We start from the raw sequence: 15788 nt of genomic DNA on the forward strand, positions 1-15788 counted from the left end.
GCGGGCGGGGCGGGGCCGCAGAGGCTCCCGGGACGCCGCGGGCAACCCCGGACACGGCCGTGCCGAGAGCAGCGTCACACCCGACGGGTGTGACGACAATGGCCGAATTCCCCCCGCTCATCTCACCTCGCGGCATAGCGTCTGAGTGGTCCGGACACCCCGGGCTGTGGCGGCGAGCCGGAGGGAAAGAGACCGTACTTCCTTCTACGTCACGCAACGGCGCGCGACAGGAGTCAGAGGACAATGCAGACCAAGCTGGACGAAGCCAAGGCCGAGCTGCTCGGAAGGGCCGCCCGGGTAGCTGAGAACAGCCCGGTCGGGGGACACCTACCGACCGGGACCGCGGGCGAGGGCTCCCCGGACACCCCGGACAGCGAGTCCGTGCTCGCGTTCCTCCAGCGGTACTACCTGCACACCGCCCCGGAAGACCTCGCCGACCGCGACCCGGTCGACGTCTTCGGTGCCGCGGTCTCCCACTACCGTCTCGCCGAGACCCGCCCCCAGGGCACGGCGAACGTGCGGGTCCACACCCCGACCGTGGAGGAGAACGGGTGGACCTGCAGCCACACCGTGGTCGAGGTCGTCACCGACGACATGCCCTTCCTGGTCGACTCGGTCACCAATGAGCTGACCCGGCAGGGACGCGGCATCCACGTCGTCGTCCATCCGCAGTTCGTCGTCCGGCGTGATCTGACCGGCAAGCTGCTCGAGGTCCTGCCGGCCTCGCCCGGCGGCGACCTCCCGCACGACGCGCACTTCGAGTCCTGGATCCACGTCGAGATCGACCGGGAGACGGACCGCGCCGACCTGAAGCAGATCTCCGCCGATCTGCTGCGCGTCCTGTCCGACGTCCGCGAGGCCGTCGAGGACTGGGAGAAGATGCGCGCCACGGCGATCCGGATCGCCGACGAGCTGCCCGCCGACCCCGCCCCCGGCGACCTGGCCAAGGCCGAGGTCGAGGAGGCGCGCGAGCTGCTGCGCTGGCTGTCCGACGAGCACTTCACCTTCCTCGGCTACCGCGAGTACGAGCTGCGCGACGACGACACGCTCGCCGCCGTGCCCGGCACCGGTCTCGGCGTCCTGCGCTCCGACCCGCAGCACGCCGAGGACGACCAGCACCCGGTCAGCCCGTCCTTCGAGCGGCTGTCGGCCGACGCCCGCGCCAAGGCCCGCGAGCACAAGCTCCTCGTCCTGACCAAGGCGAACAGCCGGGCCACCGTGCACCGTCCGTCGTACCTGGACTACGTCGGGGTCAAGAAGTTCGACGCGGACGGCAACGTCGTCGGCGAGCGGCGCTTCCTCGGACTCTTCTCGTCCGCCGCGTACACCGACTCCGTGCGCCGGGTCCCCGTCGTCCGCCGCAAGGTCGACGAGGTGCTGCACCGCGCCGGGTTCTCGCCGAACAGCCACGACGGCCGTGACCTGCTCCAGATCCTGGAGACCTACCCGCGCGACGAGCTGTTCCAGACGCCCGTCGCCGAGCTCCAGTCCATCGTCACCTCCGTGCTCTACCTCCAGGAGCGCCGCCGGCTGCGGCTGTACCTGCGCCAGGACGAGTACGGGCGCTACTACTCGGCCCTCGTCTACCTCCCGCGCGACCGCTACACCACGGGTGTCCGGCTGCGGATCATCGACATCCTGAAGGAGGAGCTCGGCGGCATCAGCGTCGACTTCACCGCCTGGAACACCGAATCGATCCTGTCCCGGCTGCACTTCGTCGTCCGCGTCCCGCCGGGCACCGTGCTGCCCGAGCTGTCGGACGCCGACCGCGACCGCATCGAGGCCCGTCTCGTCGAGGCCGCCCGTTCCTGGGCCGACGCGTTCGCCGAGGCGCTGACCGCCGAGTGCGGCGAGGAGCACGCGGCCGAGGTGCTGCGCCGCTACGGCACCGCCTTCCCCGAGGGCTACAAGGCCGACCACACGCCGCGTGCCGCGGTCGCCGACCTGGTCCACCTGGAGCAGCTCGGCGGGGAAAAGACCTTCAGCCTGAGCCTGTACGAGCCGGTGGGCGCGGGTCCCGAGGAGCGCAGGTTCAAGATCTACCAGAAGGGCGGCTCGGTCTCCCTCTCGCAGGTGCTGCCGGTGCTCAGCCGCCTCGGCGTCGAGGTCACCGACGAGCGGCCGTACGAGCTGCGCTGCTCGGACCGTACGACCGCCTGGATCTACGACTTCGGTCTGCGCGTGCCCCAGGCGGCGGGCGGCGGGGACCTCGGCGACGACGCCCGTGACCGTTTCCAGGAGGCCTTCGCCGCCACCTGGACCGGCAAGGCCGAGAACGACGGCTTCAACGCGCTCGTGCTGGGCGCCGGGCTGTCCTGGCGGCAGGCGATGGTCCTGCGCGCCTACGCCAAGTACCTGCGCCAGGCCGGTTCGACCTTCTCGCAGGACTACATGGAGGACACCCTCCGCAACAACGTCCACACCACCCGGCTGCTCGTCTCGCTGTTCGAGGCGCGGATGTCGCCGGACCGGCAGAAGGCCGGCCTGGAGATCACCGACGCGCTGCTGGAGGAGCTGGACGCGGCCCTGGACCAGGTGGCGAGCCTGGACGAGGACCGGATCCTGCGGTCCTTCCTCACCGTCATCAAGGCGACGCTGCGCACGAACTTCTTCCAGGAGAAGGGCGACGGCACGCCGCACGACTACGTCTCCATGAAGTTCGACCCGCAGGCCATCCCGGACCTGCCCGCGCCGCGCCCGGCGTTCGAGATCTGGGTGTACTCGCCGCGCGTCGAGGGCGTGCACCTGCGCTTCGGCAAGGTCGCGCGCGGCGGTCTGCGCTGGTCCGACCGGCGTGAGGACTTCCGCACGGAGATCCTCGGCCTGGTCAAGGCGCAGATGGTGAAGAACACCGTCATCGTGCCGGTCGGCGCCAAGGGCGGCTTCGTCGCCAAGCAGCTGCCGGATCCGGCCAAGGACCGTGACGCGTGGCTGGCCGAGGGCGTCGCCAGCTACAAGACGTTCATCTCGGCGCTGCTCGACATCACCGACAACATGGTCGCCGGCGAGGTCGTGCCCCCGCAGGACGTGGTACGGCACGACGGCGACGACACCTACCTGGTGGTCGCCGCCGACAAGGGCACCGCGACGTTCTCGGACATCGCCAACGGGGTCGCCGAGAAGTACAACTTCTGGCTGGGCGACGCCTTCGCCTCCGGCGGCAGCGCGGGCTACGACCACAAGGGCATGGGCATCACCGCGCGCGGCGCCTGGGAGTCCGTCAAGCGGCACTTCCGCGAACTGGGCGTGGACACGCAGACCGAGGACTTCACGGTCGTCGGCATCGGTGACATGTCCGGTGACGTGTTCGGCAACGGCATGCTGCTCTCCGAGCACATCCGGCTGGTCGCCGCCTTCGACCACCGGCACATCTTCATCGACCCGACCCCGGACGCGGAGACCTCGTACGCCGAGCGCCGCCGCCTGTTCGAGCTGCCCCGCTCCTCCTGGGCGGACTACAACACCGAGCTGCTGTCGGCGGGCGGCGGGATCTTCCCGCGCAGCGCCAAGTCGATCCCGGTCAACGCCCACGTCCGCGAGGCCCTCGGCATCGAGGACAAGGTCACCAAGATGACCCCGGCCGACCTGATGAAGGCGATCCTGCACGCGCCGGTGGACCTGCTGTGGAACGGCGGCATCGGCACGTACGTGAAGTCGTCGGCCGAGTCCAACGCCGACGTCGGCGACAAGGCCAACGACGCCATCCGCGTCGACGGCGCGGACCTGCGCGTCAAGGTCGTCGGCGAGGGCGGCAACCTGGGTCTGACCCAGCTCGGCCGGATCGAGTTCGCCCGGCACGGCGGCAAGATCAACACCGACGCGATCGACAACAGCGCGGGTGTGGACACCTCCGACCACGAGGTGAACATCAAGATCCTGCTGAACGGCCTGGTCGCGGACGGTGACATGACCGTCAAGCAGCGCAACAAGCTCCTCGCCGAGATGACCGACGAGGTCGGCGCCCTGGTGCTGCGCAACAACTACGCGCAGAACACCGCCCTGGCCAACGCCCTCTCGCAGGCCAACGCCATGCTCCACGCCCAGCAGCGGTTCATCCGCCACCTGGTGCGCGAGGGGCACCTGGACCGGGCGCTGGAGTTCCTGCCGACCGACCGCCAGATCCGCGAGCGCCTCGGCCAGGCCCAGGGCCTGACCAGCCCGGAGACGGCCGTCGTCCTCGCGTACACGAAGATCACGGTCGCCGAGGAGCTGCTGCACACCTCGCTGCCGGACGACCCGTACCTGCGCGGCCTGCTGCACGCCTACTTCCCGACGGCGCTGCGCGAGCGGTTCGCCGAGGCGATCGACAACCACCCGCTGCGCCGCGAGATCACCACGACCGTGCTGGTCAACGACACGGTCAACACGGGCGGCACCACGTATCTGCACCGGCTGCGCGAGGAGACCGGCGCCTCCCTGGAGGAGATCGTCCGGGCGCAGACCGCGGCCCGCACCATCTTCTCCTCGGCTCCGGTGTGGGACGCGGTCGAGGCCCTGGACAACAGGGTCGACGCCGACGTCCAGACCCGCATCCGGCTGCACTCGCGCCGGCTCGTCGAGCGCGGCACGCGCTGGCTGCTCAACAACCGGCCGCAGCCGCTCCAGCTCGCCGAGACGGTCGAGTTCTTCGCCGAGCGGGTCGAGCGGGTCTGGCAGGAGCTGCCGAAGCTGCTGCGCGGCGCCGACCTGGAGTGGTACCAGCACGTGTACGACGAGCTGTCCGCGGTCGGCGTCCCGGACGAGCTCGCCACCCGCGTGGCCGGTTTCTCCTCGGCCTTCCCGACGCTGGACATCGTCTCGGTGGCCGACCGCACGGGCAAGGAGCCGCTCGACGTCGCCGAGGTCTACTACGACCTCGCCGACCGGCTGAACATCACCCAGCTGATGGACCGCATCAGCGACCTGCCCCGCAACGACCGCTGGCAGTCCATGGCCCGCGCCTCCATCCGCGAGGACCTGTACGCGGCCCACGCGGCGCTCACCGGGGACGTGCTCGCGGCCGGCAACGGCACCTCGACGCCGGTGCAGCGGTTCGAGGCCTGGGAGCAGAAGAACTCCGCGATCCTGGGCCGGGCGCGCACCACCCTGGAGGAGATCCGCAGCTCGGACTCCTTCGACCTCGCCAACCTGTCGGTGGCGATGCGCACGATGCGGACGCTGCTGCGCACGCATTCGTAAGGTCCGCACGTAAGGAAGGCGCCGACGACGCCCCGGGCACCCAGCGGCCCGGGGCGTCTCGCTTCTTGCCGACCCTTAAGAAACCTCGGCTAGGGTCAGCAGGATGCACGCCGCACCGTCTGACACCGAGCCCGTGAGCCGCACGGAGTCGCCGCTGAACCCCACCGCGCGGGCCGGCAGGGCACTGCCCCAGGCCGTCGCCGTGCTCGTCGTGGTGCTGCTGCTCCTCGTGATCGTCCGTCTGCCCTGGGCGGGCGACCTCGGCATGCACGCGGCCACCATCGAGCGCCTGCGCCACAACCTGCTGCATCCGGGCAACCCGCTGGTCGACGCGGACACGCCGAGCCCGTACTACTCGCCGTGGATGCTGGTGCTGGGCCTGGTCGCCAAGGTGACCGGCCTGTCGGTGTTCGTCGTCCTGCGCATCGCCGCGGTCGTCGGCCTCGGCCTGCTGGTCACGGGCGTGTGGCGGTACGTCCGCACCCTCAGCGCCCACCGCGCCGCGCCCGCCCTCGCCCTGCTGAGCCTGGTCCTGCTGTGGGGCCCGGAGCTGTTCAACTGGTCCGGCTTCGTGGGCCTGAACTCGCTGGCGCTGACGGTGTCGTACCCGAGCGTGTTCGCGATCGGCCTCACCTTCCACTTCTGGGCGTGGCTGACGCGCGCGCTGCGTGCGGGCGAGCCGGTGACATGGGCGCGCTGGGCGGTGCTGGGCCTGCTCTGGGCCGTGATCCTGCTCAGCCACCAGTTCACCGGAGTCGTCTCGTCCCTGGGCGCGCTGGCCATGGTGATCGCGGCCCGGCCCTCCCGCCAGGTGCTGCTGCGGCTGGCCGCCGCGCTGGCGCTCGGGATGCTGCTGCTGGGCCTGTGGCCGTACTACGACTTCTTCTCCCTCTTCTCGGCGGGCGCGGACCTGGAGGCCATCCACAAGCCGCTCTACGAGCACCTGGCCGGGCACTTCGGCTTCGTCCTGCTGGGTGTGGCGGCCCTCGTCCTGCGCCTGCGGCGCGACCGCTGGGACCCGCTGGTCCTGTTCTTCGTCCTGGGCGCGCTGATGTTCGCCGCGGGCGGGCTGACCGGCCACTACTCCTGGGGCCGTGCGCTGCCCGCCGCGCTGATCCCGGCCCAGCTCGCGGCCGCGCTGGAGGCCGTGACGGCGGGGCGGCGCGCGTGGGAGAGGACCGGCTGGGCGTGCGTGCTCGGCGCCGTACTGGCCGTGGGGGCGTGGACGCAGGCCGGCACGCTCGGCTATGTGGTCCCCAAGAGCGCGCTGCCGGCGCCGGTCGCGGACAAGTACCACACGCCGTGGGTGGGCTACCACTGGATCACGCCGTGGGTGAAGTACGGCGACGTGGTGATGGCGCAGACGTTCCCGGCGCGGCAGATCCCCGCGTACGGGCCGTACACCGTGACGCCCGGCTACCCCGACTTCTTCCTGCCGGACGAGAAGCAGCGGGACGCGGCGGTGTCGCACTACTTCGCCACGGACACGTCCGCCGCCGGACGGCAGGCGATCCTGCGGAAGTACGAGGTGCGGTGGGTCGTCGGGTCGAAGAGCCTGGCGGGCCCGGGGCTGAAGAGGGTGACGACGGGTCCGGGGGACCAGGTCCTGTACAGGGTGGTGTGACGCCGGAAGGGGCGCGGGGAAGTTCCCCGCGCCCCTTCGGCACAACGCTGCCAGGACGTCACCGCAGCACGCTGGACAGCAGCTTCGCCGCCTTACGGATCTTGGGCCGCGCCACCTTCCTGATGACCGGGCGGATCACCTTGGCCGTCATGCCCACCGGACGCCAGCGGATCTGGAGGCGGCCGGGGTTGCGGCCCTCCGGCTCGATCGTGACGTCGTGCGGGGTCGCGCCCGAGCGGTACTCGATGCGCGCCGTGACCGCCGGGAAGTCCAGCGGGGCCAGCAGGACGCCCGAGTGGGCGAGCCCCTGCTGCTGGAGCCGGATCTGGGGGTGCCGCAGGCCCTCGAAGCCCTGGAGCGGGACGGGAGCCGCCGCCAGGTCCAGGCGCACCGTGCCCTCGAAGAGGCCGGGGCTGATCGGGTCGAGACGGAAGGGGACCGTCATCCGCTTGTTGCCGGGGGACAGCAGGAGGCTCGCGCGCTGCGGGCCCACCGGCAGGCGCAGGCCCGGGTCGTACGTGCGGATCGCGAGCGTCAGGGCGGCCCCGCGCTCCCGCTTCAGCTCCGTGATCTCGTGACGGAACTGCGCGCTCGGGAACGGGCGCGTGTCCAACTCCAGGTCGGACAGGTCCAGTTCGCGGCGGGCGCGGTCGGTGGAGGGAACCTCGCCGCCCCAGTACGGCACGCCCGACGCGTCGGCCGTGACCTGGCGCGGAGCCACCTTGTCGCCGAGACCGCGGGCCGCGAGCCGGGCGTCGGCCAGGCGGCCGTCCCGCAGCAGCCCCAGCACCACCCGCTCCGGACGCGGCAGCCGGGCGTAGGCGCCGTCGGCCAGCGTGTCCAGGTACGGGTTCATGATCTCGGCGAAGGCGCGCATCCACTCCTCGTCGCGGTAGGGCAGGTCGCCCGCGTACATGCGGAAGTCGTGCTTGAGGAACTTGAAGTCCTTGTCCTCGCGCAGCCCGGCGTGCCCGCTCTCGACCAGGAAGTCGTCGATCATGCGCTGGACGTTGACCCGGTCCGCCACGTTCTGGACCTTGTGGCGCTGGTTGGAGATGGATGCCGAGGCGGCCGCCGCGAACGGGTCGATGTACCAGACGTACACCGGGTCCGGGATGATCGTGAACGCCGTCGCCAGGCAGTAGGCCTGGGCCGAGAACAGCTGGTCCTCGTAGTGGATGCCCTCGGGGAAGCGCAGGTCGTGCCGGTCGAGGAAGGAGCGCGCGTACATCTTGCTCGTCGACAGGTGCTCGAACAGCAGGCGCGGGTCCTTCTCGATGCCCTCGACCGTGCGCCTCTCGGTCACCAGGTGCGGCATCCACGTCGAGCGCCTGCCGTTGTCCACCCGCACGCGGCGGACCGCGCCCATGGTGAAGTCGACCTCGCGCTCGCGGTGTGCGGCGAGCAGCAACTCGACCGCGCGGGGCGGGAGTTCGTCGTCACTGTCGAGGAACATCAGATACGGCGCCCGGGCGATGTCGATGGCCCGGTTGCGCGGGGCGCTGCATCCGCCGCTGTTCTCCGGCAGCCGGAGGTAGCGCACGCGCTCGTCCTGCGCCTCCAGCCGGCGCGCCACGGTGGGCGTGTCGTCGGTGGAGTGGTCGTCGCTGATGATGATCTCGATGTTCGCGTGCGTCTGTGCGCGCAGCGACTCCACGGCTCGGGGCAGGCGCTCCGCGTCGTTGAAGACGATGACCGTGACCGTGACGTCAGGGGTCGTGGTCGTGGTCGTCATGCCGAGGCCTCCTCGGGGGTCGGGGCGGGGGTGCGGTCCTCGATCGGGAGCACCGGGGGCAGGGAGTCCTCCGGCTCGCCGAGGAACACCCGGCGTACGACCCGTTCGGCGGCGCGGCCGTCGTCGTACTCGCAGAAGCGGCGGCGGAACGCGGCCCGTGCCTTCGCCGCACTCTCGTCGCGCCAGGCGCCGGAGACGAAGATCTCCGTCAGCTCCTCCTGGGTGCGCGCGACCTGGCCGGGGTGGTCTTCCATCAGGTCGAAGTAGACGCCGCGGGTGGTGCGGTAGGTCTCCCAGTCGTCGGCGTAGACGACGATCGGGCGGTCCAGGTTGGCGTAGTCGAACATGATCGACGAGTAGTCCGTGACCAGCGCGTCGGCGGCCAGGCACAGCTCCTCGACGGGGTCGTAGGAGGAGACGTCGATGATCCGGCCGGAGCGGCGCAGGCCGGTGAGCGGGGAGGCGGCGCCGCCGTAGAAGTAGTGGGCGCGCACCAGCAGGACCGTGTCCTCGCCGAGCCGGTCGGCGAGCTCCGCGAGGTCCAGGCGCGGGGTGAAGCCGGCCTCGTAGTCGCGGTGGGTCGGGGCGTACAGCACGGCCTTCTTGCCGGGGGCGATGCCGAGGCGGCGGCGGGCGGCGCGGACGTCGTCGGCGGTGGCCGTGTAGAAGACGTCGTTGCGCGGGTAGCCGTAGTCCAGCGAGGTGAAGCGGGCCGGGTAGGCGCGCTCCCACATGCGGGTGGAGTGGCTGTTGGCGCTGACGCTGTAGTCCCACTTGTCGATACGGCCCAGCAGGGCGTCGAAGTCCAGGCCCTTGGCGGCCGCCGGGTGCTCCATCTGGTCCAGGCCCATGCGCTTGAGCGGGGTGCCGTGGTGGGTCTGGAGATGGATCGCGTCCGGGCGCTTGACGACCGCGTTGGGGAAGTTGACGTTGTTCACCAGGTACTTGGCGGTCGCCATGGTCTCCCAGTAGCGGCGGGTGCCGGGGATGACGTAGTCGGTGCCGGGCGGCAGCAGGGCCTCGTTGCTCTTCGACACCACCCACACCGGGTGGATGTGCGGGGTCAGTTCGGCCATCTTGGCGGCGATCGCGGCCGGGTTGCAGGCCACACCGCGCTCCCAGTAGGCGGCGAACACGGCCAGGTGCGGGTTGACCGGGCGGCTCAGCGCGCGCTGGTACTGCTGGTCGCGCAGCTTGGCGCCCAGCTCCTTCTTCCGGCTCTTGACGGCCTTCTTGGCGGCGCGCCGGGTGCGGTTGGCGGCCTGGAACGCGCGGTACTTGGTGTACGCGCCCTCCTCCAGCAGTGCGTGCCGCACGCCCTCCACGCCTGCCGGGCGCTCGTGGTTCTCGGGCCGCCAGCGGACGGCGACGAGGGAGGCGCGGCGGAAGAACTCGCGCGCGACCGCGTCGGGGAGGTTCTCGCCGGCGAAGGTGCGCACCAGGTCGCGCATCATCAGGTCGTACAGCACCGCGCGGGTGGCGCGGCGGTCCCTGGCGAGCGGGAGCAGCGACTCGTAGCGGTCGATGAGCGCGAAGCGGTCCTCGGGGTCGAGGGGCGGCAGGCTCTCGGGGCGCAGCTCGCGGTTCTCGTACGCCGCCTGGTTCAGGCAGGCGACGCGGCCGGCGTGCAGCAGGGTCGCGTGGGCGGCCTGCGGCTCGTCGCCGGAGGTGAGCTGCTCCTCGTGCGCGCGCCAGAAGTCGGCGCGCAGCGCGCGGTTGCCGAGGATCGGGGTGAGGCGCAGCAGGTCCGCGGCCTCGTTCAGGGGGAGGCCCTCACGGCCGACGGCGGCGAGCAGACGGCCGTCGCGGGAGGCCCGGGCGGCGGTCTGCCAGGTGGTGACGACGTGGTCGAAGAGGAGTACGTCCACCGGGGCGCCGGGCTCGGCGTCGAGTTCGGCGGTGCGCTCGGCGAGCTGGCGCGGCGCACCGGCCGGCAGGCCGTCCTTGGCGTGCACGAAGTGCAGCCAGCGGCCGGAGGCGCGGGCGGCGCCGGCCGCGCGGGCGGCGGCGTCCCCGGTGCCTTCCGGAAGGGGTACGACGATCGTCTCGGGGGCGTGGCCCTCGGCCGTCTCCCGGGCCCAGTCGCCGACCGCGGCGACGATGATCTCGGCGTCGAGGAGGGGGTGGGCTTCCACGGAGTCCAGCAGCTCTGTCAGGTGCCCCTGTGCGTTCGGTCCGTAGACGATGACGCTGAGTTGGGGCATCGCAGTGGACTCCTTAGATCGTCGGTTCTGGCCACCCTTCATAACATACTGTCACTAAGCGTATGAAAAGGATAACCGGGATGGAGTAAGAGGGCGGCCGGATGAGGGGCCCAGAGTGGAAGACGAACTTCCGCGGCCTGGGGTTTCTTCCGGCGTAACTTTCCAGCCACCTTCTTACTGTCGTTCTTGTGATCTGCTTACTCGGTCCCTTGCGGGCCGCTTACCCGGGCGGTCAGGCCGCCTTCTTCTTCGCGCCCTTCTCGCCGCTGAAGGCCTCGTACTCCTTCATAACCTCCTCGGTCGGGCCGTCCATACGCAGCTCACCGCGTTCCAGCCAGATGGTCCGCTCGCAGGTGTCGCGGATGGACTTGTTGTTGTGGCTGACCAGGAACACCGTGCCCGCCTTCTCGCGCAGCTCGCGGATCCGGTCCTCGGAGCGCATCTGGAACCTGCGGTCACCGGTGGCGAGGGCCTCGTCGATCAGCAGGACGTCGTGGTCCTTGGCAGCGGCGATGGAAAAGCGCAGACGTGCGGCCATACCGGAGGAGTAGGTGCGCATCGGAAGAGTGATGAAGTCACCCTTTTCGTTGATCCCGGAGAAGTCGACGATGTCTTGATATCGATCCCTGACCTCTTCGCGGGACATGCCCATGGCGAGGCCGCCGAGCCAGACGTTGCGCTCGCCGGTGAGGTCGTTCATCAGGGCGGCGTTGACGCCGAGCAGCGAGGGCTGGCCGTTGGTGTAGATGTGGCCGTTCTCCACCGGAAGCACGCCGGCGATCGCCTTGAGCAGGGTCGACTTGCCGGAGCCGTTGGTGCCGATCAGGCCGACCGCCTCGCCCTTGTAGGCGACGAACGAGACCTTCTTCACGGCGTGCACCGTGCGCACGCCCGCAGCCTTCTCGGCCTGCTTGCGGCGCATGATGCGGTTGAGGGCGGCGGTGGCGGAGCCGCGGCCGGAGCCGGTGCCGTGGACGCGGTAGACGATGTCGACGTTGTCGACGACGATCGTGGGGACCGTCTTGGCCTTCGCGAGGCGCTCGTAGCGCTCGCGCATCTCGCGCGCCTCGGGGGTCTCGGCCTCGTCGTCGGGGAGTTCGGGGTTCTCGGGAGTCTGCTCAGCCACGGCCGTACTGCTCCTCTGCCTTCCAGAAGTAGATGAAGCCGCCGACACCGGCGACCAGGGCCCAGCCGACGGCGAGCGGCCACACGTGCGGGGGCAGCTGCTTGGCGTGGAAGCTGGCGATCAGCGCGTAGCGCATGAGGTCGATGTAGACCGCGGCCGGGTTGCTCTCCAGCAGGACCGTGACGATGTGGGGCAGGTGGTCGCTCTTGGTGAGCTTGCTGATGCTCCACATCACGCCGGACATGTACATCCAGGTGCGCAGGATGAACGGCATCAGCTGGGCGATGTCGGGGGTCTTGGCGCCCATCCGCGCCATGATCAGCGACATGCCCGCGTTGAACAGGAACTGGAGGGCCAGCGCGGGGATCACCAGCAGCCAGGACAGGGAGACCGGCAGGCCGAAGCAGAGCAGGATGACGACCAGCGCGGCCATCGAGAACAGCAGCTGCTGGAGCTGCTGGATGCAGAAGGAGATCGGCAGGGCGGCGCGCGGGAAGTGCAGGGCGCGCACCAGGCCGAGGTTGCCGGAGATCGCCCGGGTGCCGACCTGGATCGAGCTCTGTGTGAACGTCCACACGAACACGCCGGTGACCAGGAACGGGATGTAGTCCGGCACGCCCTTCTTCGAGCCGAGCAGCACGCCGAAGATGAAGTAGTAGACCGCGGCGTTCAGCAGCGGGGTCATGACCTGCCAGACCTGGCCGAGCTTCGCCTCGCTGTACTGCGCGGTGAGCTTGGCGGTGGCGAAGGCGGTGATGAAGTGGCGCCGGTCCCACAGCTGGCGGATGTACGCAGGCAGGGTCGGGCGGGCGCCGCTGACCGTCAGGCCGTGCCGGGCGGCGAGCGCCGAGAGATCGTCTTCCGGGACCTGGGTGGGGGGCGGTGTGTCGAGGACCTGGCTCACATCCGCTGCTTTCGCTCGGGGGAGGGGGGTGCGCGTCCGGCTGGCCGCCGGGGCGCGTCGGGGTCGGTCGTCCGACGTTTCCTTACGCTTCTCTTCACGTTCTCTTACGTCGGGACGGGACCGTATCGTCGCAACGCGAGAGTAGAGCCAATCAACGTCGGAACGCAACCGTATCGTCGTCGCGCATCTATGCTGTGAGTCATGACGACGAACGCCGACGAGCTCCCGAAGCGTGCACGCCGTAGGACTCCTGCCGGGGCCGCCGTGCTCCGGGAGGACGTGACCGAGGCCATCCGGGCCGCGGTCTTCGAGGAGCTCGCGGCGGTGGGCTACGCCCGCATGTCCATCGAGGGCATCGCGCGCCGGGCGGGCGTCGGCAAGACCGCGGTGTACCGCCGGTGGCGTTCCAAGCTGCACCTGGTGCTCGACGTGGTCTCGGCGATGGCGGTCCTGGGCCTCCCGGCCCCGGACACGGGCGCCCTGGAGGGGGACCTCCGCCTCCTGTACGAGGTCACGTCCCGCGCCCTGCGCCACCCGGTGGCCTCGCAGATCATCCCCGACCTCCAGGCCGAGGCGGCCCGCAACCCCGACATCGCCGAGGCCTTCCAGAAGGCCCTGCGGGACGGCCAGGAGGGCGTGGCCAGCAAGATCCTCGCGGCGGCGGAGGCGCGCGGCGAGGTCAGGGCCGGCATCGACCCCGACCTCGCGCTGGACCTGATCTCGGGCCCCCTGTACTGGCGCGCGGTGGTGATCAGGTCCCCGAAGCCGCCGAAGGGCTACCTGGAGAACCTGGCGCGGGCCACGGCGGGAGCGCTGAAGGCCCTGTAGGCGCGCGGCGCGGGGGCCGCGTGGGCTACAGGGCGCACGGGGCGAGGAGCCCGCGGGCCAGTTCCGTCAGGTCCCCGGCCCGCAGCACGCGCTCGCCGAAACCCGGCAGCGGTACGTGCAGGGGTTCGGTCCAGCGGGCCGGGATCGCGCTCGGGCCGTACACCGCTCCGGCCAGCGCTCCGGTGACCGCCGCCACCGTGTCGGTGTCACCGCCGAGGTCGATCGCCGCGCGGACCGCCTCCTCGTACGAGCCCGTGGTCCGCAGGGCCCAGACCGCCGAGCCCAAGCACGGCCAGACGGCGCCGTTGAATTCCGTGGCCCGGTCCGGGTGCCAGTCGGGGGCGAGGACCACGGCGTAGCGCTCACGGTGGGCGGGGTGGAGGGCGCCCAGGGTGTCCGGTACGGCCGTGAGCGGGTCCGCTCCGGTCAGGGCCACCCGGACCAGCTCGTGCAGGGCCGCCGTGCCCTCCCAGGCCGCCGGATCCCCGTGCGTGAGGGCGGAGAGGCGGCGCGCGGCGGTCATCGTCGCCTCGCGGCCGTGCCGGGCGAAGCGGACCGCGGAGGGGGCCGCCCGCATCAACGCGCCGTTGCCGGCGGCCCGTTGGCTGATCTGGAAATGGCGCGCGGCGGCCGTGTCCCACGGGTCGCCGCCGGTCAGGACGGCCTCCGTCTGGAGACCGATGTCCTTCGGGCCGGCGGCCGCCCAGCGCCGGAAGCGGGCGAAGACGTCCGGCAGGTCCAGCCGGCCGCGCTCCAGCAGCGACTCGGCGGTCAGGACCGCCAGCTGGGTGTCGTCCGTGGCCTCGCCCGGGTCCCAGCCGCCGCCCCCGCACATCTCGCCGCCCCCTCCCGGGTGGGGGAAGCGGGCGGAGAACGCGCCCTCGGGGCCGAACTCGAAGGGCGCTCCGAGGGCGTCACCCACGGCGGACCCGAGTACGGCGCCGAGGCCACGCTCGACGAGACGTGCGGGGCGGGAACCGGCGGTCATGCGGGCAGACTAGCCAGGCAGTCGTGCCCGTGCGCCAGGGGTGCCGTTCGGATCATCCCGGCGTCGCGGACCCTGGTACGCCCTCCTCCAGAGGGGGGCACCCCAGCGGCGTTGTCGTCGATCGCCGGCTCCGCCACGCTCGGGCCGGCCGGCAGGCGCCGTCCGTCATGGCCGGTCTGATCCGAACAACACCCTCTAGTCGCGCGCCGCCTCGGGGTGGTGGTGGACCCAGCCCTCCCAGGCCGAGGTGATCATGTCCTGGACGTCGTACTTGGCCTGCCAGCCCAGTTCCGTGGCGATGCGCTCCGCCGAGGCGACGACACGCGCGGGGTCGCCGGGGCGGCGCGGGGTGACCGTCGGGGGGCGGTCGTAGCCGGTGACCGCGTTGATGCGGTCGATCATCTCGCGCACCGACACGCCCTCGCCGCGGCCGATGTTCAGGGTCAGGTCCCTGCCGGGGGCGGAGCTCAGGGCGCGGGCGACGGCGACGTGCGCCTCGGCCAGGTCGACCACGTGGATGTAGTCGCGCACGCAGGTGCCGTCCGGCGTGGCGTAGTCGTCGCCGAAGATGCGCGGCGGCGCGCCCTCGGTGAGCTTCTCGAAGACCATCGGGATCAGGTTGAAGACCCCGGTGTCGGCGAGCTCGGGGGTGGCCGCGCCCGCCACGTTGAAGTAGCGCAGCGAGGCGGTGGACAGGCCCGTCGCCTTGCCCGTCGCGCGGACCAGCCACTCACCGGCCAGCTTCGTCTCGCCGTACGGCGACATCGGGACGCAGGGGGTCTCCTCCGTCACCAGGTCGACGTCCGGCATGCCGTAGACCGCCGCCGAGGAGGAGAACAGGAAGGACGGCACCTCCGCCGCCGTGACCGCCTCCAGGAGCACCCGCAGGCCTTCCACGTTCTCCCGGTAGTAGTGCAGCGGAAGGTCCACCGACTCACCCACCTGCTTCTTCGCCGCGAGGTGCACGACCCCGCTGATCTCGTGCTCGGCGAGGGTGCGGGCCACCAGGTCCGCGTCCAGCGTGGAACCCCGCACCAGCGGGACGTCCGCCGGCAGGCGCTCGGCGATGCCCGTGGACAGGTCGTCGTACACGACCGCGCGCTCGCCCGCCTCGGTCATCGCTCGTACGACGTGTGCCCCGATGTATCCGGCACCGCCGGTGATCAGCCAGGTCATGGAAAGGCCGTCCTCTTGTCCGTTG

The 15788-nt window shown here is 71.1% G+C and carries 9 protein-coding genes; 3 read left to right on the forward strand and 6 right to left on the reverse strand.

Annotated features, from left to right (window positions below; translation table 11 throughout):
* The first annotated feature begins 243 nt into the window (after positions 1 to 243).
* Together BIV25_RS41390 and BIV25_RS41395 are read left to right on the forward strand one after the other, a co-directional pair.
* Positions 244 to 5178 carry an NAD-glutamate dehydrogenase gene (locus tag BIV25_RS41390; protein WP_071377731.1) on the forward strand — a complete coding sequence of 1645 codons (4935 nt, stop codon included), beginning with the start codon at positions 244 to 246 and terminating at the stop codon, positions 5176 to 5178.
* Between the two features lie 103 nt (positions 5179 to 5281).
* Positions 5282 to 6802 (forward strand): hypothetical protein, encoded by a 1521-nt coding sequence (locus BIV25_RS41395; RefSeq protein WP_371273133.1) that lies wholly within the window; start codon positions 5282 to 5284, stop codon positions 6800 to 6802.
* A gap of 58 nt (positions 6803 to 6860) precedes the next feature.
* Here the strand turns inward: BIV25_RS41395 and BIV25_RS41400 are convergent, their stop codons facing one another.
* The 4 genes from BIV25_RS41400 to BIV25_RS41415 all read right to left on the reverse strand — a co-directional run bounded on the left by BIV25_RS41400 (position 6861) and on the right by BIV25_RS41415 (position 12771).
* Entirely contained in the window at positions 6861 to 8537 is a 1677-nt protein-coding gene (locus BIV25_RS41400; RefSeq protein WP_071377732.1) for a glycosyltransferase family 2 protein, read from the reverse strand.
* On the reverse strand, positions 8534 to 10741 hold the full coding sequence (locus BIV25_RS41405) for a CDP-glycerol glycerophosphotransferase family protein (RefSeq protein WP_071377733.1): 2208 nt from the start codon (positions 10739 to 10741) through the stop codon (positions 8534 to 8536). Before BIV25_RS41405 ends, BIV25_RS41400 begins: the two co-directional genes overlap by 4 nt.
* Positions 10742 to 10973: 232 nt before the next feature.
* Entirely contained in the window at positions 10974 to 11798 is an 825-nt protein-coding gene (locus BIV25_RS41410) for an ABC transporter ATP-binding protein (protein ID WP_071377766.1), read from the reverse strand.
* A gap of 61 nt (positions 11799 to 11859) precedes the next feature.
* Entirely contained in the window at positions 11860 to 12771 is a 912-nt protein-coding gene (locus BIV25_RS41415) for an ABC transporter permease (protein WP_071377734.1), read from the reverse strand.
* A gap of 201 nt (positions 12772 to 12972) precedes the next feature.
* On the opposite strand from BIV25_RS41415, the gene BIV25_RS41420 reads away from it, so the two are divergent.
* A complete protein-coding gene (locus tag BIV25_RS41420; RefSeq protein WP_071377735.1) occupies positions 12973 to 13599 on the forward strand; it encodes a TetR/AcrR family transcriptional regulator in 627 nt (208 codons plus the stop codon).
* A 25-nt stretch (positions 13600 to 13624) separates the two neighbouring features.
* On the opposite strand, the gene BIV25_RS41425 is transcribed toward BIV25_RS41420, so the two are convergent.
* Positions 13625 to 14587, reverse strand: a complete 963-nt coding sequence (locus BIV25_RS41425) for an ADP-ribosylglycohydrolase family protein (RefSeq protein WP_071377736.1) — start codon at positions 14585 to 14587, stop codon at positions 13625 to 13627.
* A gap of 195 nt (positions 14588 to 14782) precedes the next feature.
* Positions 14783 to 15763 (reverse strand): UDP-glucose 4-epimerase GalE, encoded by a 981-nt coding sequence (gene galE / locus BIV25_RS41430; RefSeq protein ID WP_071377737.1) that lies wholly within the window; start codon positions 15761 to 15763, stop codon positions 14783 to 14785.
* Positions 15764 to 15788: the final 25 nt, after the last annotated feature.

The organism is Streptomyces sp. MUSC 14, from assembly GCF_001866675.1.
In the GTDB taxonomy this organism is placed as follows: domain Bacteria; phylum Actinomycetota; class Actinomycetes; order Streptomycetales; family Streptomycetaceae; genus Streptomyces.

Excerpts from the sequence above, each read along its gene's own strand:
- BIV25_RS41390 (WP_071377731.1), top strand. The coding sequence starts at position 244 with ATGCAGACCAAGCTGGACGAAGCCAAGGCCGAGCTGCTCGGAAGGGCC.
- BIV25_RS41395 (WP_371273133.1), top strand. The coding sequence starts at position 5,282 with ATGCACGCCGCACCGTCTGACACCGAGCCCGTGAGCCGCACGGAGTCG.
- BIV25_RS41400 (WP_071377732.1), bottom strand. The coding sequence starts at position 8,537 with ATGACGACCACGACCACGACCCCTGACGTCACGGTCACGGTCATCGTC.
- BIV25_RS41405 (WP_071377733.1), bottom strand. The coding sequence starts at position 10,741 with ATGCCCCAACTCAGCGTCATCGTCTACGGACCGAACGCACAGGGGCAC.
- BIV25_RS41410 (WP_071377766.1), bottom strand. The coding sequence starts at position 11,798 with ATGCGCGAGCGCTACGAGCGCCTCGCGAAGGCCAAGACGGTCCCCACG.
- BIV25_RS41420 (WP_071377735.1), top strand. The coding sequence starts at position 12,973 with ATGACGACGAACGCCGACGAGCTCCCGAAGCGTGCACGCCGTAGGACT.
- BIV25_RS41425 (WP_071377736.1), bottom strand. The coding sequence starts at position 14,587 with ATGACCGCCGGTTCCCGCCCCGCACGTCTCGTCGAGCGTGGCCTCGGC.
- galE (WP_071377737.1), bottom strand. The coding sequence starts at position 15,763 with ATGACCTGGCTGATCACCGGCGGTGCCGGATACATCGGGGCACACGTC.